Consider the following 18,438-nt stretch of genomic DNA (forward strand, 5'->3'; position numbering starts at 1 on the left):
GCTGTTGAGTTCTCAAGGAACGGACGCTTCCTTTGTACTCACCCTCAGTAACACTTACTGGGGCTTTCCTCCGGGCTTTCGTTCTGTTCTTGCGTTTCCGACTCTATCAGACTCTTTCGTGTCCGATTTCCCTCGGCGCTTTCCAGGTTCTGCGCTTTCGCGCTTTCCCTTTCCGGCGATCCAAACTCTAGCAGTGGATTTCCGCTTCTCCGACCACCGTCCGTTTACCCAGAGGGCACGCGGAAAGCATGGAGATTGAGAGTTGCACTGTTGGAGGAGGAGTCCCGTCCATCGGCTGTTCGCGAGAAGTTCACACGACACGTCCTGGCGGGAGTCACGACAGTACAGGCCCCGTGGTGCCCAAGCAAATCGATTCACGCGTATGGTCTAGTCCACCGGTCTAGTCCACTAGTCTCCGTGCCGAAGGACCAGCCCGGATCGGGACCAACATCGGGCGAACCCGAACATCCTGTGACATATCCTTCCGAGAGTACGCCGTTCGCGACAGGTAGTGACGGCGACACGAAGAAGCCCCACCCCTGGGAGGCCCCCATGACCAGCGTGACGTCCCCACTTGCCGGGCGTGCCATCGGACTCGCGGCAGTGCCCGATCCGGTGTTCTCCGGCGCGATGGTGGGACCGGGCACCGCTATTGATCCCGTGCGCGAGCCGTCGGAGGCGGTGGCCCCCGTGGACGGTGTGATCGTCTCTCTGCACCCGCACGCGTACGTAGTAGTCGACGATGAGGGCCATGGCGTGCTCACGCACCTCGGGATCGACACCGTCCAGCTCAACGGCGAGGGCTTCGAGCTGCTCGTGAACAAGGGCGACACCGTCACGCGCGGCCAGGCGGTCATCCGCTGGAACCCCTCCGCCGTCGAGGCCGCCGGCAAGTCGCCGGTCTGCCCGGTCGTGGCGCTCGAGGCGACCCCCGACTCCCTCTCCGACGTCGTCGAGGCCGGGGACGTCAAGGCCGACGACGTCCTTTTCGGCTGGCAGTGACGCGTCCGCCCGTACGGGCGAGTCGGACATCCACCGCGGCGGCTGGGCCCGCCGCTCAAATCGGAGACGGGTGAAATGGAGACAACGCTGCGAGGCGTCGGCGTGAGCCACGGTGTGGCGATCGGCGAGGTTCGGCACATGGGCACGGCGGTTCTCGAACCGCCGGCCAAGCAGATCACCGCGGACGAGGCGGGGCGCGAACAGGGGCGCGCCCGTCAAGCCGTGGAGGCTGTATCGGCCGACCTGATCGCGCGCGGCCAGCTGGCCGGTGGCGAGGCTCAGCACGTGCTGGAGGCCCAGGCGATGATCGCCACGGACCCCGAGCTGATGGCTGACGTGGACCGGCGGATCGCCGTCGGCAGCACGGCCGAGCGCGGTATCTACGACGCGTTCGCCTCCTACCGCGACCTGCTCGCCGGGGCCGGCGAGTACATGGCCGGGCGGGTGGCCGACCTGGACGACGTGCGCAACCGCATCGTGGCGCGCCTGCTGGGCGTTCCGATGCCGGGCGTGCCGGACAGCGACGAGCCGTACGTGCTGATCGCCCGGGACCTGGCGCCCGCCGACACCGCACTGCTCGACCCGGCGCTGGTCCTTGGTTTCGTGACCGAGGAGGGCGGGCCGACGAGCCACAGCGCGATCCTGGCGCGTGCACTGGGCGTGCCGGCGATCGTGGCGCTGCCCGGTGCCGGTGAGATCGCCGAGGGCACGGTCATCGCGGTCGACGGCAGCACGGGGGACCTGTTCGTCGAGCCGACCGCGCAGAAGCGGGCCGAGCTGGAGGCCGCAGCCGCCGAGCGGAAGGCGGCGCTGGCCGCCTCCTCCGGTCCGGGCGCGACCTCGGACGGTCACAAGGTGCCGTTGCTGGCCAACGTCGGCGGTCCGGCGGACGTGCCGGCGGCCGTGGAGGCCGGGGCCGAGGGCGTGGGTCTGTTCCGCACCGAGTTCCTGTTCCTGGACGACAGCAAGAAGGCGCCGTCCGAGGAGAAGCAGATCGAGTCGTACCGCAAGGTGCTGGAGGCCTTCCCCGAGGGCCGTGTGGTGGTGCGGGTGCTGGACGCCGGCGCCGACAAGCCGCTGGACTTCCTGACGCCGGGCGACGAGCCGAACCCGGCCCTGGGCGTGCGCGGTCTGCGCTCCCTGCTGGACCACCCGGACGTGCTGCGCACGCAGCTGACCGCGCTGGCCAAGGCGGCCGAGGGTCTTCCGGTGTACCTGGAGGTCATGGCCCCGATGGTGGCCGACCGGCTCGACGCCAAGGCCTTCGCCGACGCCTGCCGCGAGGCCGGTCTGCGGGCGAAGTTCGGTGCGATGGTGGAGATCCCCTCCGCCGCGCTGCGGGCGCGCTCGATCCTGCAGGAGGTCGAGTTCCTGTCGCTGGGTACGAACGACCTCGCGCAGTACGCCTTCGCCGCCGACCGTCAGGTGGGTGCGGTGTCGCGGCTCCAGGATCCGTGGCAGCCTGCGCTGCTCGACCTGATCGCCATGTCGGCCGAGGCCGCCAAGGCGGAGGGCAAGAGCTGTGGTGTCTGTGGTGAGGCCGCTTCGGATCCGCTGCTGGCCTGTGTGCTGACGGGTCTGGGTGTCACCTCCCTCTCCATGGGTGCCGCTTCGATTCCGTACGTGCGGGCGACGCTCGCCAAGTACACGCTCGCCCAGTGCGAGCGCGCGGCCGCGGCCGCGCGGGCGACGGACAGCGCGGAGGAGGCCCGGGCGGCCGCCCAGGCGGTGCTGTCCGGCGAGTAGCCGTGGCGTGCGTGATCGATCGAGGGGCCTTCGCCGGTGGCGGGGGCCCCTCGGTCGTGTGCGGGGCCGGTCAGTGGTGGGGGTCGGGGAGGTCCACCTCGTAGCCCGGGCAGTATTCGACGCCCGGTTCGGGTGCCACGGGCTCTCCGGTGTCGGCGTCGGTGCAGTAGGCGTCGAAGACGGAGGCGGCGTTGAGGGCGATCAGGCGGCCGCGGTCGAGGCGCCAGCCGTGGACCCGGTCGCGGAAGCCCTCGGTGGTGCTGCGGAGCACCAGTCCCCCGGCGGCGCCGAGGGCGAGGCCGGCGGCGAGGACGGCGGCGAATTCGAGGGCTTCGGGGCCTTCGGTCCGGGGTGGACCGCAGGGGTCGTCGGGTGTTTCGGCGTGGAGGACGGCGAGGAGCTGTTCGTCCGGGGCCGGGACGCTGCACACGAGGTGGTGGTGGCCGGGGCCGGCCACGGCGAGGAGCCGCCGGAGGATTTCGGTGGCCCGTTCGAAGGAGGCCCGGCCGATGTCGGTGCCGCAGTCGGCGCATTCTCCGGCGCGGGCCAGGAGCATGCCCGCGTACTCCCTGGTCGCCTGCCGGAGGGAGGCGTCGACGAGGAGGGGGAGCAGCTCCTCGACGGGCTGGCCGGTGTAGGGCAGGCCTCCGGGGCCACCGAGTCCGGCGGTGAAGCGGGTGCGGGCCGCGATGGTGTCCGGGTCGAGGCCGTGTTCGGCGCAGTAGTCGGCGTACTCCTCGGGATCGAAGAGGGCGACGGTGGTGTGGACGCCCTCGGCGGCGAGGGTGCGGAGCAGGGCGTCGACGTGGCGGAGGTAGTCGGCGTAGGCGTCGTGGTGGTCGAAGCAGAAGCTGCGGTAGTCGCGCATGGCCGCGAAGTCCCCGGGGTCGGCGAGGAGGCCGACGGTGCTGGGGACCTCGCGGCGCAGCGTGCCGTTGATGTCACGGGTGGTGCGCGAGGTGTCCGGTGTGCCCTTCATGGTTCCCCCTGAGTGGTGCGACAGCTTGCTCACTCAGAGTAATCATGGGCACTGACAGTCACTTCCTGGTGCGGGCCAGCTCCTCGTAGAAGGCGAGCAGGTCCGGGTTGTCGACCGAGCCCGGGTTGACGGCCTTCTCCAGGGGGGTGCCCTGGAGGAGTCGCTTGACCGGGACCTCGATGCGCTTGCCGGTCAGGGTGTGCGGGACGGCCGGGACCTCGATGACCTCGTCGGGGACGTGGCGCGGGGAGAGCTGCTCGCGGATGGTGGCGGCGATCTTCTTGCGCAGCGCCTCGTCGAGGACGGCGCCGGGGGCGAGGTGGACGAAGAGCGGCATCCAGTAGCCGCCGTTCGGCTCCTCCAGGCCGATGACCAGGGACTCCTTGATCTCGGGGAGGCGTTCGACGGCTTCGTAGATGTCGGCCGAGCCCATCCGGACGCCCTGCCGGTTGAGGGTGGAGTCGGAGCGGCCGTGGATGACGACCGAGCCGTGGTCGGTGATCGTGATCCAGTCCCCGTGGCGCCAGACGCCGGGGAACATCTCGAAGTAGCTGTCGCGGTAGCGGCTGCCGTCGGGGTCGTTCCAGAAGTGGATCGGCATGGACGGCATGGGGGCCGTGACAACGAGTTCGCCGACCTCGCCGGTGAGGGGCTTGCCCGCGGGGTCCCACGCCTGGAGGTCCGTACCGAGGCAGGCGGCCTGGAGTTCGCCGATGTGGACCGGGAGGGTGGGGACGGCGCCGGCGAAGCAGCTGCAGACGTCGGTGCCGCCGCTGACGGAGGCGATCCAGAGGTCCTCGGCCACCTCGTCGTGGAGCCAGCGGAAGCCGTCGGGCGGGAGCGGGGAGCCGGTGGTGGCGACGCACTTCACGGCGGAGAGGTCGAAGTCCCGGGAGGGGTGGACCTCGGCCTTGCGGCAGGCCATGACGTAGGCGGCGGAAGTGCCGTAGAGGGTGGCTCCGGTGCGCTCGGCGATCCGCCACTGGGCGCCGGTGTCGGGGAAGCCGGGGCTGCCGTCGTAGAGGACGACGGTGGTACCCGTCAGCAGGCCGGAGACGAGGAAGTTCCACATCATCCAGCCGGTGGAGGTGAACCAGAAGAACCGGTCCTCGGGGCCGAGGTCGCAGTGCAGGCCGAGCTGCTTGAGGTGCTCCAGGAGGATGCCGCCCTGGGACTGCACGATCGCCTTGGGGGCGCCGGTGGTGCCGGAGGAGTAGAGGATCCACAGCGGGTGGTCGAAGGGGACCGGCTCGAAGACGGGCTCGGTGTCGGCGGAGGTCAGCTCCGACCAGGGGCGGGTGCCCTCGGGGGCGGGGGTGCCGAGCAGCGGGATGTGGACGACGGCGCGCAGCGAGGGGAGCCCCTCGCGCAGCTCGGCGACGGTGTCGCGGCGGTCGTGCTCCTTGCCGCCGTAGCGGTAGCCGTCGACGGTGAACAGGACGACCGGCTCGACCTGCTCGAAGCGGTCGAGGACGCTGCGGGCGCCGAAGTCGGGGGCGCAGGAGGTCCAGACGCCGCCGACGGCGGCGGTGGCGAGGAGGGCGACGACGGCTTCGGGGATGTTGGGGAGGTAGCCGCTGACCCGGTCGCCGGGGCGGACGCCGAGGGCGCGCAGTTCGGCGGCGAGCGAGCCGACCTGGCGGCGCAGTTCCGCCCAGGTGACGGGGGTGGGTTCGTGGGTCTCGTCGACGTGGAGCAGGGCGGGGTCCGCGGCGCGGGCCGGGTCCTCGGCGGCGCGCAGGGCGTGCTCGGCGTAGTTGAGGGTGGATCCCGTGAACCAGCGGGCGCCGGGCATGGCGCGGTCTTCGAGGACGGACTCGTAGGGGGTGGTGAAGCGGACCTCGAACCACTCGGCGACGGCCTGCCAGAAGGTGTCGAGCTCGTCGACGGACCAGCGCTGCAGGGCCGGGTAGCCGCCGTCGGCGGGGGCGCCGAAGCGGTCGGCGGCCCAGGCCTGGAAGGCGGTGACGCGGGCCGCGGCGATCCGGTCGGGGCCCGGGGACCAGAGGGGTTCCGGCTGGGTGGCTGAGGTCATGGGTCGGCTCCCGGTCAAGTCTGTGGATCGCGCTTCGTGTGCGTACGGTGCCACCGCTGCGTGGGTGTGTGCGCGGCGGCTCACAGGGACCATGCCATGTGATCGACATCCGCACCAGAGGTGTCCCGGGCGGTCGGATGTGATCGTTTTCCGGGTGAACGGCAGCTGAACGCACCCCGCGGGCCGGGAGGCCGGTGGCAGGGTGAGCGGCATGGACGGTCGTGATCTGGTGCGTGCGGTGAAAGAGATCGGTACGGCGCGCGGGCGGCGGGCCTGGCGCTCGGCCTGGAGCCACCGGCGGGCGGACGCGGAGGGGCTCCCGCGCCGGGGTGCGGAACGGGCCCGGGTGCCGGGGCTGCTGACGGGGACGCAGGCGCGGCCGGGCGGGGGCGTGCTGCGGTTCGCGCGGTCCGAGCTGCTGGTACGGGTGACCGTGGGCGGGGCGGTGTTCTGGGGCTGGGACGGGGCGGAGCCCACGCCCTCGTACGCGCTGGTGGGCGGCGGCCCGGAGCCCGATCCGCGGGCGGTGCTGGAGCCGGACACGGGCGGCGGCTGGCGGGTGGTGTCGGAGCGGGTGACGGTGGCGGTGTCCCGGCACGGGGCGGTGGAGGTGCGGACCCCGGGCGGGGCGGTGCTGCGGCGGGAGCTGCCGCCGCGCTGGTGGGATCCGGTGGCGGGGCCCGCCGAGGGCGGGTCCCGGTGGCTGCAGCGGGCGGAGCTGCCGGCGGACGCGCGGTTCTTCGGGCTGGGCGGGCGGGCGCGGGGGCCGCGGCTGCGGGACGGTGAGTACCGGCTGTGGAACACGGATCCGAAGGGCGGGTTCGGGCCGGACACCGATCCGCTGTACATCACGATGCCGGTGCAGGTGGTGGTCGCGGACGCCGGGACGCACCTGGCGTTCTACGACAACACCTGGGACGGGCGGGTGGCGCTGCGCGGCGGTGAGGAGGGCGCCGGTTCGGGCCCGGACCGGCCGGGGGCGAGCGAGCTGCGTCTGGAGGGCGGGCCGGCGCGGTGCTGGGTGCTGGTGGGGACGCCGGCGCGGGTGCTCCAGGGGTGGGCGGGGCTGACGGGCGCGGCCGCGGTGCCGCCCGAGTGGGCCCTGGGGTACCAGCACGCGCGCTGGGGGTTCGGGAGCGCGGCGGAGGTGCGGCGGGTGGTGGACGGGTACGAGGAGCGGGGGCTGGCGCTGTCGGCCGTGCACCTGGACATCGACCACTACGACGCGCACCGGGTGTTCACGGTGGACCGGGAGGCGTTCCCGGACCTGCCGGGGCTGGCGGCGGAGCTGGCGGAGCGGGGGGTGCGGCTGGTGTCGATCGTGGACCCGGCGGTGAAGGCGGGGGACGCGGTGCACGCCGCGGGGCTCGCGGTCGGTGACCACGGGGCGTTCGTACGGGACGCGCGGGGGCGGGAGGTGCGGGGGGAGGTCTGGCCGGGCGAGTGCGCCTATCCGGACTTCACGGATCCGGCGGTGCGGGAGTGGTGGGGCGGGCTGTACGAGGAACGGCTCGGTCAGGGCTTCGCCGGGTTCTGGCACGACATGAACGAGCCGGTGTCGTTCGCGCCGTGGGGGGACGCGACGCTGCCGCGGTCGGCCCGGCACGTGCTGGAGGGGGCGGGCGGGGACCACCGGGCCGGGCACAACGTGTACGGGCTGGCGATGGCGCGGGCCGGGTGGGAGGGCCTGGTGCGGCTGCGGCCGGCGGAGCGGCCGTTCCTGTTCTCCCGGTCGGGGTGGGCGGGCATGCAGCGTTACGGGGGCACGTGGTCCGGGGACGTGGAGTCCGGCTGGGACGGGCTGCGGGCCTCGCTGGCGCTGGTGCTGGGCCTCGGGCTGTGCGGGGTGCCGTACTCGGGGCCCGACGTGGGCGGCTTCGGGGGATCGCCGTCGCCGGAGCTGTACCTGAGGTGGCTGCAACTGGGGGCGTACCTGCCGCTGTTCCGGACGCACTCGGCGATCTGGGCGGGCCGGCGCGAGCCGTGGGAGTTCGGGCCGGAGGTGGCGGAGCGGGCCGCGGAGGTGCTGGCGGAGCGGGAGCGGCTGCGGCCGTACTTCGTGACGCTGGCGCACCTGGCGCGGCGGACCGGGGCCCCGTACGTGCGGCCGCTGTGGTGGGGGTCGCCGGAGGACCGGGTGCTGCGGGACTGCGAGGACGCGTTCCTGCTGGGGGACGCGCTGCTGGTGGCGCCGGTCCTGGAGTGCGGGGCGGACCGGCGGGCGGTGCGGTTGCCGCGCGGGCGGTGGTACGACACCGCCACGGGGGCGGCGCACGAGGGGCCCGCGCAGGTGCTGCTGGACGCCCCGCCGGGGCGGACGCCGGTGCTGGCGCGGGCGGGGGCGGTGCTGCCGGTACGGCGCCGGGACGGGACGGTGGGGCTGGAGGCGTGGGCCCCCGCCCGGGGCCGGACGGGCGGCGGGGTGGTCATCCGGGACCCGGGCCCGGGGTTCGGGGCGGGCGAGGTCGAGCGGTACACCGTTCGGTGGGCCGGGGACGCGGTGGTGGTGGAGGACGAGGCGGGCGCGACGGTGCGCGGCGTCGAGCTGCGGGGGCTGTGAGGGGTGGCGTAGGGCGTACGGGGCGTCGCGGCGTACGGGGTGTCCTGTTCCCGGCTCGGGAAGGCCGCCCCGCGGCCGACGGCCCGACGGCCGGTCAGTCGGGCGAGTGGTGCATGACGATGAGGGAGAGCATGCTGTCCCCGTCGTGGAGCTCGGCAAGCTTGTCCTTGCCCATGGCGGTGGCCACCAGGTGCCAGTCGGACTTCTCGTAGCCGAGGAGCCCGCCGTCACGGGGTTGCCGCCGCCAGCCGAGGCGCTCCAGCTCGGCTCCGATCGCGGGCAGGGCCCGGTCGGCTTCGCCGGTGTCCGCGGCGACCGCCCAGTCGACCATGGTGGGGTGCTTCCTGCCGTTGCGGGTCGTGGTCGTCTGCCCGCGGTCGGGGTCGATGCCGGCCCTCCGCACGGCCTCCCGGACCTCTTGTTCCACCGTGTCCCGGGTGAAGGCCCCGGCCGCCGCGGTGGAGGAGCGGCTCGGGGCCGACGGCTTCGCGGCGCCCCCCTCCTGGTCGGCCGTGCAACCGGCCAGGGCCAGGGCCGCGGCTCCCGCCACGGTGATCGCCGCCGCCGTCGGCAGCTTGGTGCGTACGTACATGTGACTCCCCCGGGTTCGATCCGGTCGAGTCTCACACGCGCGGTGGGGCTCCTGGAAACGGTATAGCGGCGCCATAGGCCGGCGGGACAGCCTGTGGGGCGGCGGCGGGCGTGCCGCCCCGATCGGACAGGGAGTCAGTGATGGTCTTAGCCGGCACCACGACGCGGCCCCGCGCAGCGAACCGACGCCTGCCGGGCGGGGTGCGCAGACGGGACCTGGCGCCGGGTGCGGAGGTGGTCGGCGCCTGGCAGCTGGTCACGGTGTGGGCGCTGTTCCTGGTCACCCGGCAGCCCTCGGGCGGGTCGTTCGCGGAGCTCGGGCTGACGGCGGCGGCCGCGGTCGCGGCGGGGTTCCTGCACGGGCTGTTGTTCGTCAGACCCCTCGCGGTGCTGGGCCGTTGGACGGCCCGGCTGAGCGCGTGGCCGGAGCCGGTCGCGGTCGCGGTCCTGGTGGCCGCGCTGTCGGTGCCGCCCGCGCTGCTCGTCCACCGGTGGCTGGGGACCCTGCCGGAGGCCCCGCCGGGCTTCGGGCACGTCTGGGCCTGGACGGCGCTGAGTGCGGTGCTCCCGCTGCTGGCGGGGGCGTACCTGCGCGCGCGGCCCGTTCCGGCGCGGGCGCTGTGGGCGCGGGGTGCGGTCGTCGCCGGCACGGTGGTGGGCGTGGTGACGCTGGCGTCGCTGGTGATGGACCTGCCCGTGTAGGGCGGCGGCGGTGCCCGTCCTGGTCGTCGGCCGTGCCGCGGACGGGATGCGGCAGCCGGCCGGACGCGACCGGCAGGGCCTTCTAGGTGTAGCGGCCCGCGAACCAGGCGGCCGCCGCCCGGGTGTGGAGCGGGAAGGCCAGTTCGGCCGGTGTGCGCAGGACGTGCCAGCCCGTCGTCTCTTCGGTGGCCGCCGAGGGCGGCAGGGCGGACGTCGGGCGGGCCGGCAGGAGGCCGAAGACGAGCAGGTGGCCGGCCGGGGAGCTGAGGACGTCGGCCAGGGCGACCTCGCCGGCCGGGGCCTCGATGCCGGTCTCCTCGCGGAGTTCGCGGACGACCGCCTCCCGCCAGTCCTCGCCGAAGTCCACGAACCCGCCGGGCAGGGCGATGCCGCCGAGGGCCGGTTCGATGGTGCGGGTGATGACCACCAGGCCGGTGCCGGAGGCGTCCTCGACGGGGAGCAGGGCGATCGCGACCGGGAGCGGGTTGCGGTAGGTGACGGCGCCGCAGGCGGCGCACGTCCGGGGCCAGAGCGCGGTGTCGAACAGGGCTCCGCAGGTGGAGCAGTGCGAGTCCTTCAGCTGTGCCGGCATGCGGCGATGGTATTCCAAGGGGCATGAGGACGCTGGTGGTCGCCGCGGTGCTGGCCGGGCTGGCGGTGCCCGCGGGTGCGGAGGGCCGGCTCGCGGGGTTCGCGGCGTTGCGGGACGTGGATCCGAGCATCGGCGAGGACATGCGGTACGCGGGCGCGCGGAACTTCACGGGTGCGGTCGTGGACGGGTACGCGGAGCCGGTGTGCCTGCTGGCCCGGCCGGCCGCCGAGGCCCTGCGCCGGGCGCAGCGGGAACTGCTGCGCGGCGGGTACGCGTTGAAGGTGTACGACTGCTACCGGCCGCAGCGGGCGGTGGACCGGTTCGTGCGCTGGGCCGGGGAGCCGGACGACCCGGCGGCGAAGGCGGAGTACTACCCGGAGGTGGACAAGGGCCGCCTGATCCCGGATGGGTACATCGCGGCGAAGTCGGCGCACAGCCGCGGGAGTACGGTCGATGTGACGCTGGTCGCGCCGGCGGCCCGCCGGGAGGTGGACATGGGGACGCCCTTCGACTTCTTCGGTCCGGCCTCGCACACGGACTCCCCGGAGGTCGCGGCGGCGGCGCGGGCGAATCGGCGGCTGCTGGAGCGGGCGTTGGGGGCGCAGGGGTTCGTGAACCTGCCCGAGGAGTGGTGGCACTTCACGCTGCGGCCCGAGGCCTTCCCGGACACGGCTTTCGACGTTCCGGTGTCTGTCGCCGCCGGGCGGCCCTGAGTAGCGTGCCCGTATGACTTTCGGATCGTACGAGGAGTTCTGGCCGTACTACGTCGCCATGCACTCCCGGGCCGCCACGCGGTGGGTCCACCTCTGCGGGACGCTGTCCGGGCTGGCGTTGACCGTGTACGGGGTGGCGCGCGGACGCCGGCGGTACCTGGCCGCACTGCCCGTGATCGGGTACGGGGCCGCATGGCCCGCGCACTTCCTGATCGAGGGGAACAACCCGGCCACCTTCGGGCATCCGGCCTGGTCACTGCGGGGGGACGCGCAGATGATCCGGATGATGCTGGCCGGGCGGGACGCGGAGCTGGACGTGATCGCGCGGAAGTGGCTCGCCGAGAACCGGTGACCCCCGGCGCCCGCCGTGGCAGACTTCTGACGCTTCGTCAGATGATGCTGTCCGGGAGGGGTCTTGGAACGCACACGCACACCCGTCGTGCAGGGGTGGTTCACGGAGGCGGACGCGGAGGGCGGCTTCCGCCTGCTCGGCACCCGGTGCTCCGCCTGCACGGCGGTGTTCTTCCCGCGCGAGGACGCCCACTGCCGCAATCCGCACTGCCCCGGCGGCGGTGAGCTCGCCGAGGTCCCGCTGTCCCCGCGCGGCCGGGTCTGGTCCTACACCGACGGCCGCTACCGGCCGCCCGCACCGTACGTGTCCGATCCGGCCGCGCCCTGGGAGCCGTACACCCTCGTCGCGGTGGAGCTGGAGGCCGAGGGGATGGTCGTGCTCGGGCAAGGGGCGCCCGGGGTGACGGTGGCGGACCTGGCGGTCGGCATGGAGGTCGAGGTGGTCGGCGGCGTCCTGCACGAGGACTCCGCGACCACCTGGCTGACCTGGCAGTTCAAGCCGGTGGGAGGGGGCGCGTGAGCGGGGACCGGCCGGGCCGGGCTCCGGTGCGGGGCGAGGTGGCCGTCCTGGGGGCCGGCATGCACCCCTGGGGCAAGTGGGGGCGCGGCTTCGTCGAGTACGGACGGGCCGCCGCCCGTGCCGCACTCGCCGACGCCGGGCTGGAGTGGACCGACGTCGACTCCGTCGTCGGGGCCGACACCGTGCGCTCCGGCTATCCGGGCTACGTCGCCGGCGCCACCTTCGCGCGGGCCCTCGGCTGGCAGGGCGCCCGGGTGACCAGCGTGTACGCGGCCTGCGCCTCGGGGGCGCAGGCCATCGGGGCGGCGCGGGCGCAGATCCTGGCGGGGCTGGCGGACGTGGTGCTGGTGGTGGGGGCCGACGCGGCCCCGAAGGGCTTCTTCGCCCCGGCCGGTGGCGAGCGGCCCGACGACCCGGACTGGCTGCGGTTCCGGATCCTGGGGGCGGTGAACCCGGCGTACTTCGCGCTGTACGCCCGCCGCCGCATGGCCCTGTACGGGGACACCGGTGAGGACTTCGCGCAGGTCAAGGTGAAGAACGCGGCCGCGGGGGCGCTCAACCCGAACGCCCGCTACCGCAAGGCGGTGACCGCCGAGGAGGTGGCGGCCTCGGCGGTGGTGGCCGATCCGCTGCGGCTGCTGGACATCTGCGCCACCTCGGACGGGGGCGCGGCCCTGGTGCTGAGCAGCATGGAGTACGCGCGGGCGCGAGGGGCGGCCGACCCGGTGCGGATCCGGGCGGTGTCCACGGTGACGCCCACGTATCCGCGTACCGTGCTGGACCTGCCGGACATCGCGACCGACTCGGCGGTGGCGGTGGCGCCCGCCGCCGGCTCCTTCCGGGCGTCGATCGCGCGCGCCGCCTACGAGGAGGCGGGGCTGGGGCCGGGCGACCTGTCGCTGGCCGAGGTGTACGACCTGTCGACCGCGCTCGAACTGGACTGGTACGAGGACATCGGCCTGTGCGGCGAGGGTGAGGCGGTCAAGCTCCTGCGGGAGGGGGCCACCGCGCTCGGCGGACGGGTGCCGGTCAACCCGAGCGGCGGGCTGTCCTCCTTCGGGGAGGCGGTGCCGGCGCAGGCCATCGCCCAGGTGTGCGAGCTCACGTGGCAGCTGCGGGGTACGGCCGGGCCGCGGCAGGTGCCGGGTGCGCGGGCCGGGATCACCGCGAACCAGGGGCTGTTCGGCCACGGTTCGGCCGTCGTGGCGGTGCGCTGAGGGGGCGGCGGGACGGCGGCGGCGGCCGTGAACTGGGTGTGTTGTCCGGGTGCTTGACGGCCCCCGACGGCGGGTTCACACTCTGTCCACGGTCCCGCGCCGCGAGCGGGATCCCCGGATCCCCCCATGAGAGCTGCGGCCCGTACCCCAGTCGGCGGGGGTACGGGCCGCCTCCATGAGCCGCCTCCCTGAACCGGCTCCCTGACGCGCGGACGCGTACGGACGGCGCTCAGGCCCCGGCGCTCAGGCTCCTGCGGCGGGACCGGGCCAGGGACATGGCGTGTTCGACGACGCCCACGAGGACGTCCTTGACCGATTCCCGGTCCCTGGCGTCGCAGAGCAGTACCGGCACCTCCGGATCGAGGTCGAGCGCCTCGCGGACGGTGACCACGGGATGGCGCTCGGCGCCGTCGAAGCAGTTGACCGCGACGACGAAGGGGATCCCGCGCCGCTCGAAGTAGTCGATGGCGGCGAAGCAGTCGGCGAGGCGGCGGGTGTCGGCCAGCACCACCGAGCCGAGGGAGCCCTGCGCCAGCTCGTCCCACAGGAACCAGAAACGGTCCTGGCCCGGCGTGCCGAAGAGGTAGAGCACCAGGTCCTCGCGCAGGGTGATGCGGCCGAAGTCCATGGCCACGGTGGTGGTGCTCTTCCCCTCCACCCCGTCGATGTCGTCGACGGCGGCGCCCGGTTCGGACAGGCGTTCCTCCGTCCGCAGCGGACGGATCTCGCTCACAGCACTGACCAGGGTGGTCTTGCCCACCCCGAAACCGCCCGCGACCAGGATCTTCAGGGTCAGCGGCTCGACCGGCGACACGGCATGCATCGCGCCGGTGCGGCTAGAGCGCCCGAAGGCCATCGATCACCTCACGCAGAATGGATTCATCAGGCAGTTCGGCCGGGGGCACCGGCCTGGTCACGCGGACCAGTTCGTCGTGGACGAGGTCGCCGATCAGGACCCGCACCACGCCGATGGCGAGGTCCAGGTCCGCGGCGAGTTCCGCCACCGACCGGGGGCGTTCCCGGCACAGCCCGAGGATGTGGGCGTGCTCCGGGGACAGGGTCAGGTCCCAGACCGGATCGTCGGCCGCCGCTTCCGCGACGACCAGGGCGATCAGATCCAGGCGGTGCTGCCCGGCGTGGCTGGTCCGGCCACGCGTCATGGCGTAGGGACGTACGACGGGACCCGCGTCGTCGTCGAACCAGTGCGGGTGGCCGGTGTCGGGCTGGGTCCCCCGGGGATCGCCGGGTCGGTCCTGGCCTGGGTCGCTCATGCCGTCCGACTCACCCTCCGGCTGGCAGCCCGGTGCGCGGGGCGGTCGCCAGGTGGTCGCCGACGCGCTTGACCATCAGGGTCATCTCGTACGCGACCTGGCCGACGTCGGAGTCGGCGTCGGACAGGACGGCCAGGCAGCTGCCGTCGCCCGCCGCCATGACGAACAGGAAGGCCTCGTCCAGCTCCACCACGGTCTGGCGGACCCGGCCGGACTCGAAGTGCCGGCCGACGCCCTTGGCCAGGCTGTGGAAGCCGGAGGCCACGGCGGCCAGGTGTTCGCTGTCCTCGCGGGTGATGTCCTTGGAACTCCCGGTGGGCAGGCCGTCGCCGGAGAGGACGACCGCCTTGCGGATGCTGGCGACCTTGTCGACGAGTTCGTCGAGGAGCCAGTTGAGCGGGCCGGAGCCGCGGCCCCGGGTGTCGTTTCCGGTCTGCGGTGCGGTCATCGACCGTCCCCTTCGTTCTCGTGCGCGGGACCGCTGGCGGCGGGGGTGCCGGCCTCGGCCTCGGACTGCTGCTGTGCGTACTGTTCGCGGCCCGCCGTCCAGCCGCGCTGCAGGGCGGACATGCGCCGGCGCACGGCCTCCGCGTCGCGGTCGGTCACCGGGTCGGCTTCGGGCCCGGCCTCGGCGGGCGCCGGGCCGTTCTTGAGCTGGGGTGCCAGGTTCGCCTGGCGCACCCGGCGGGGCAGCCCGCCGGGCCCGGGCGCGGGCGCCGACGGGGACGCACCCGGCTGCGCTCCGTCGTCGGCTCCGGACCGCGGGCCCGTCGCGGCCGGGGGCCGGGACCCGGCGGTCGCCGGGCGGGGCTCCACGCGGCGCCCGTGCTCCGCGACCAGGGTCGGGGTGGGGTGCCGCCGGGGCAGCGGGACGGCCGCGCCCGTACGGGGGCCGTCCGGGCGCACCGGTTCCTGGTGGGGGCGCTCCAGGCGGACCGGGCCCGTGGGGGGCAGCGGCTCCCGTTCGCGACCGGTTGCGCGGGTGCGGGTGCGGCCGGACTCCGCGTCGGCGTCCCAGTTCCGCTCCCGGTGGCGGTCCGCGCCGCGGTCGCCGATCCGGTCGCCCTTCCAGGCGCCGCGTTCGGGGTGCCGGTCGCTGTGGGGGCGGTCCGCGGCGCGCAGCCCCAGCAGGGCGGTGCGCGAGATGCCGCCGGGCGGGGTCTCGTCGTCGAGGGAGGCCATGGGCGGGTGCCCGCCGACACCGGTGAGGCCCGGGACGCCGGGGGTGAGCTCGTCGAGGCCCTCCGGCCCGTCGAGGCCGAGCGCCCCGAGCGGCGCTTCCAGCTCGACCGGTCCGTTCAGCACCCCGGCGGGCAGCGGGCGGGCCTGCGAGGACGCGCGGTCGACGGCGGCGTGCACCGGCCGGTCGGACGGCTTGGGGACGGGGGCGGCCTTGACTCCCTTGGCACCCTGGCCGCTCAGGAGGCCCTTGGCTCCCTTGGCCCCGTTGATGCCGTCGAGGCGGATGCCGGTGCCGTTGGTGTCGGGGGCCTCGGTGAGGAGCTCGGCGGGCAGGAAGACCACCGCGGTGGTACCTCCGTAGGGGCTGGTCTGGAGGACCACCTTGACGGCGTGGCGGCGGGCGAGGCGGCTGACGACGAAGAGGCCGAGGCGGTCGGTGTCGGAGAGCTCGAAATCGGGGGTCTCCGCGAGCCGGAGGTTCGCGTCCAGGAGCGCCTCGGGGTTCATGCCGAGACCGCGGTCGTGGATCTCCAGGGTGAAACCGTTCGCGACCCGCTCGCCGTGGACCTGGACGGCCGTGTGCGGGGGCGAGAACACCGTGGCGTTCTCCAGGAGTTCGGCGATCAGGTGGGTGACGTCCGCGACGGCGGGGCCCTCGATGCCCAGGCGCGGCAGGCGGCGGACCTCGATGCGTTCGTAGTCCTCCACCTCGGCGACGGCGGCCCGTACGACGTCCATCAGCTGGACGGGCTTGCGCCACTGGCGGGAGGGGGTCGCGCCGGAGAGGATCACCAGGCCTTCGGCGTGGCGGCGCATGCGGGTGGTCATGTGGTCGAGGCGGAAGAGGTCGGCGAGCTCCTCGGTGTCCTCGGTACGCCGTTCCATGGTGTCCAGGAGGGTCAGCTGGCGGTGCAGGAGCACCTGGTTGCGGCGGGCGAGGTTCACGAAGACCTCGGAAACGCCGCGGCGCAGCTCGGCCTGCTTGACGGCGGCCTCGACGGCGGCGCGCTGGAGGCTGTTGAGGGCCAGGCCGACCTGGCCGACCTCGTCCTTCTCGAATTCGAGGCGGGGCGCCTCGGTTTCCACGTCGACGGTCTCGCCGGCGGCGAGGCGGCGCATCACGCTGGGCAGCCGGACGCCGGAGGCCTCGTGGGCGTCCTTGCGCAGCTGCGAGAGGTCGCGGATGAGGTCGCGGCCGATGCGGACGGACAGGACGACGGAGACGGCGAGGGCGATGAAGCCGAGGACGCCCGCGACGGCGGCCTGGACGAGGACCTCCATCGCGACGGGCTGGACGCGCTTTTGGTAGCGGTCGCCCGCGGCGGTGCCCATGGTGGCGAGGTCGTCGAGGACCTTGCCCGCGGCCTCGTCCCACTGGGCGGCGGTGACGGTGCGGGGGTTCTTGCCGGCGCCGGCGGCGATGAACCGTTCCTCCGCGTCGCGCAGGGCCTTGGTCTCCGGGCCCTTCCAGTACCGCTCGAAGAGCACGCGGTCCTCGGCCGGGAGGATCGCGAGGTTGAACTCGTAGAGCAGGCCGCGGTTGGCGGCGAGGTCGGAGACGTGCCGGACGTCGGGTGCGCTGGCGTTGCGGGCGGCGAGGGAAGCGGCGATGACCGCGTCCTCGCGCGCGAGGGTCTCGCGGGCGCGGGTGATGCCGACGAGGGCACGGCCCTGCTTGTCCATCTCCACGTTCTCCAGGGCGTGGAGGTTCAACAGGAACTCGTAGCAGGGGTCGACCAGCCGGCTGTAGAGCTCCAGGGCCTGGCCGGGGGCGAGGGAGCTGCGGTCGACGGAGCCGCGCAGCGCGGCGATGCCGTGGAAGGCGTCGAGGATGGAGCGCAACCGGGCGCGGGCCTGCGGGGTGAGCTCCTCGGCGACCTTGGGCTCGCGGGCGCTCGCGGTGATCTCGCGGACCATGGCGTCGGTGGCGGCACGGCTCTTGGTGAGTTCGGCGGTCGCGGCGGCGGCGGTGGGGTCGCCGATGACGACCAGGGTCTGGCGTCGTTCCTTCTGGATGACGCGGACGGCGTCCTCGATCGGGTAGCCGACCTTGTCGATGACGTACGCGACGTCGAGGAGCTGGATCGCCTCCCGGCCGGTGATGACCGTGGAGAAGCCCCACAGGGCGGTCAGGGAGACGAGCGGCACCAAGAGCAACGCCACGATCTTCCGGCGGATGGACTTCCCGCGAAAGCGCATGGCCTCCCCAGCCTCCCCCAGCTCAACCCCCTTGCCGGAGGTCGGTGTTCCGTCATTTAAACGGCGTGAGCCTACTACTGCCGGGGCGCGCCTTCGAAGGCGTGTCCGGACGTTTTCGGTCTGACCCCTGGACGATGATCACGAGTTGTCCGATACTTCCGGTCAAGTCCGGCCCGATATGTGGCAGATGACACTCGCTGGGGCCTCGGTTCCCGCAATCGGATGGATGGCTGGAATTCTTCCTTCCGCGATCATTGTCGCAGGTGCGGACGTCCGGGTTCCGGGAATCTCCCGGCGCTCCCGCACGTCTGACAGGACGAGGGCGCGGACGGACACGGCGGGCATGGCCGGCCGTGGGGCGGGAAGTGAGCGGACCATGAGGATGTACGAAGAGGACGGCGCGGCGACGCGGATGCCGGGGCGCGGCCTGTGGGTGGAGGAACCGGCCCGCCGGCGCCGCATGCCGGACCCGGTACGGGCGTCCGCGGTGCGGGCGCTGCTGATCGTGGCGGTGACCCTGACCGAGGCCACGGTCACCTTCTTCCTCGCGGTGACGGGCTCCTGGCTGGCCTTCCCCATGGTGATCTGCGGGATAGCCGGGACGGTCGTGGCCACCTGGGCGGTGCTGGACGTGTGGATCACCCGGCAGATGTGGAACCAGCGCGGCGGTGTGGTGTCCGGGCCGAGCAGCGCGGCCCGGGAACCCTGGGCGGCGCGCGCCCCGGGGCTCCCGGGCCGGGGCGTGGGCGACCCGCGCGGGGCGGCCCCCCGGCCCCGG

Annotated in this window: 18 protein-coding genes; 10 read left to right on the top strand and 8 right to left on the bottom strand. The window is 73.7% G+C overall.

From position 1 onward, the window contains the following. The 3 genes from ACEPPI_RS35075 to ptsP form a co-directional block, all read left to right on the top strand. A partial coding sequence (locus ACEPPI_RS35075) for a hypothetical protein (RefSeq protein WP_373919304.1) occupies positions 1-259 on the top strand: 259 nt, incomplete at its 5' end. Positions 260-552: 293 nt separating this feature from the next. Then, positions 553-1,002, top strand: a complete 450-nt coding sequence (locus ACEPPI_RS35080; protein WP_373919305.1) for a PTS glucose transporter subunit IIA — start codon at positions 553-555, stop codon at positions 1,000-1,002. Positions 1,003-1,077: 75 nt separating this feature from the next. Further along, positions 1,078-2,748, top strand: a complete 1,671-nt coding sequence (gene ptsP, locus ACEPPI_RS35085) for a phosphoenolpyruvate--protein phosphotransferase (RefSeq protein WP_373919306.1) — start codon at positions 1,078-1,080, stop codon at positions 2,746-2,748. 70 nt (positions 2,749-2,818) lie between these two features. Here the strand turns inward: ptsP and ACEPPI_RS35090 are convergent, their stop codons facing one another. Together ACEPPI_RS35090 and ACEPPI_RS35095 are read right to left on the bottom strand one after the other, a co-directional pair. Further along, the gene (locus ACEPPI_RS35090) at positions 2,819-3,727 is read right to left on the bottom strand and encodes a hypothetical protein (protein WP_373919307.1); all 909 of its coding nucleotides are present in this window, start codon (positions 3,725-3,727) and stop codon (positions 2,819-2,821) included. 58 nt (positions 3,728-3,785) lie between these two features. Next, positions 3,786-5,762 carry an acetoacetate--CoA ligase gene (locus ACEPPI_RS35095; RefSeq protein ID WP_373919308.1) on the bottom strand — a complete coding sequence of 659 codons (1,977 nt, stop codon included), beginning with the start codon at positions 5,760-5,762 and terminating at the stop codon, positions 3,786-3,788. A 211-nt stretch (positions 5,763-5,973) separates the two neighbouring features. On the opposite strand from ACEPPI_RS35095, the gene ACEPPI_RS35100 reads away from it, so the two are divergent. Beyond that, entirely contained in the window at positions 5,974-8,322 is a 2,349-nt protein-coding gene (locus tag ACEPPI_RS35100; RefSeq protein WP_373919309.1) for a TIM-barrel domain-containing protein, read from the top strand. 94 nt (positions 8,323-8,416) lie between these two features. Here the strand turns inward: ACEPPI_RS35100 and ACEPPI_RS35105 are convergent, their stop codons facing one another. After that, positions 8,417-8,914, bottom strand: a complete 498-nt coding sequence (locus tag ACEPPI_RS35105; protein WP_373919310.1) for a hypothetical protein — start codon at positions 8,912-8,914, stop codon at positions 8,417-8,419. Between the two features lie 140 nt (positions 8,915-9,054). Here ACEPPI_RS35105 and ACEPPI_RS35110 point away from each other — a divergent pair, with 140 nt between their 5' ends. Continuing rightward, on the top strand, positions 9,055-9,615 hold the full coding sequence (locus tag ACEPPI_RS35110; protein WP_373919311.1) for a hypothetical protein: 561 nt from the start codon (positions 9,055-9,057) through the stop codon (positions 9,613-9,615). 82 nt (positions 9,616-9,697) lie between these two features. Here the strand turns inward: ACEPPI_RS35110 and ACEPPI_RS35115 are convergent, their stop codons facing one another. Next, positions 9,698-10,207, bottom strand: coding sequence for an NUDIX domain-containing protein (locus tag ACEPPI_RS35115; protein WP_373919312.1), 510 nt, complete (start codon positions 10,205-10,207; stop codon positions 9,698-9,700). Between the two features lie 23 nt (positions 10,208-10,230). Here ACEPPI_RS35115 and ACEPPI_RS35120 point away from each other — a divergent pair, with 23 nt between their 5' ends. The 4 genes from ACEPPI_RS35120 to ACEPPI_RS35135 all read left to right on the top strand — a co-directional run bounded on the left by ACEPPI_RS35120 (position 10,231) and on the right by ACEPPI_RS35135 (position 13,008). Further along, positions 10,231-10,920: a M15 family metallopeptidase gene (locus ACEPPI_RS35120; RefSeq protein WP_373919313.1), complete on the top strand. Its 690-nt coding sequence runs from the start codon at positions 10,231-10,233 to the stop codon at positions 10,918-10,920. 13 nt (positions 10,921-10,933) lie between these two features. Then, the gene (locus tag ACEPPI_RS35125; protein ID WP_356217891.1) at positions 10,934-11,272 is read left to right on the top strand and encodes a DUF962 domain-containing protein; all 339 of its coding nucleotides are present in this window, start codon (positions 10,934-10,936) and stop codon (positions 11,270-11,272) included. A gap of 63 nt (positions 11,273-11,335) precedes the next feature. After that, a complete protein-coding gene (locus ACEPPI_RS35130) occupies positions 11,336-11,791 on the top strand; it encodes a Zn-ribbon domain-containing OB-fold protein (RefSeq protein WP_373919314.1) in 456 nt (151 codons plus the stop codon). Between the two features lie 26 nt (positions 11,792-11,817). Beyond that, entirely contained in the window at positions 11,818-13,008 is a 1,191-nt protein-coding gene (locus ACEPPI_RS35135) for a lipid-transfer protein (protein ID WP_373919319.1), read from the top strand. Between the two features lie 229 nt (positions 13,009-13,237). Here the strand turns inward: ACEPPI_RS35135 and ACEPPI_RS35140 are convergent, their stop codons facing one another. The 4 genes from ACEPPI_RS35140 to ACEPPI_RS35155 are packed head-to-tail and all read right to left on the bottom strand — an operon-like array spanning position 13,238 to position 17,660. Next, the gene (locus ACEPPI_RS35140; RefSeq protein ID WP_266837694.1) at positions 13,238-13,864 is read right to left on the bottom strand and encodes an ATP/GTP-binding protein; all 627 of its coding nucleotides are present in this window, start codon (positions 13,862-13,864) and stop codon (positions 13,238-13,240) included. After that, complete coding sequence (locus ACEPPI_RS35145; RefSeq protein ID WP_373919315.1) at positions 13,845-14,279, bottom strand: DUF742 domain-containing protein; 435 nt, start codon at positions 14,277-14,279, stop codon at positions 13,845-13,847. The genes ACEPPI_RS35140 and ACEPPI_RS35145 overlap by 20 nt, the downstream gene beginning before the upstream one ends. 10 nt (positions 14,280-14,289) lie before the next feature. After that, entirely contained in the window at positions 14,290-14,727 is a 438-nt protein-coding gene (locus ACEPPI_RS35150; RefSeq protein WP_373919316.1) for a roadblock/LC7 domain-containing protein, read from the bottom strand. Beyond that, positions 14,724-17,660 (bottom strand): nitrate- and nitrite sensing domain-containing protein, encoded by a 2,937-nt coding sequence (locus tag ACEPPI_RS35155; protein WP_373919317.1) that lies wholly within the window; start codon positions 17,658-17,660, stop codon positions 14,724-14,726. The genes ACEPPI_RS35150 and ACEPPI_RS35155 overlap by 4 nt, the downstream gene beginning before the upstream one ends. A 376-nt stretch (positions 17,661-18,036) precedes the next feature. On the opposite strand from ACEPPI_RS35155, the gene ACEPPI_RS35160 reads away from it, so the two are divergent. Beyond that, a partial coding sequence (locus ACEPPI_RS35160) for a hypothetical protein (protein ID WP_373919318.1) occupies positions 18,037-18,438 on the top strand: 402 nt, incomplete at its 3' end.

The organism is Streptomyces sp. AB3(2024) (genome assembly GCF_041862025.1).
In the GTDB taxonomy this organism is placed as follows: Bacteria; Actinomycetota; Actinomycetes; order Streptomycetales; family Streptomycetaceae; genus Streptomyces.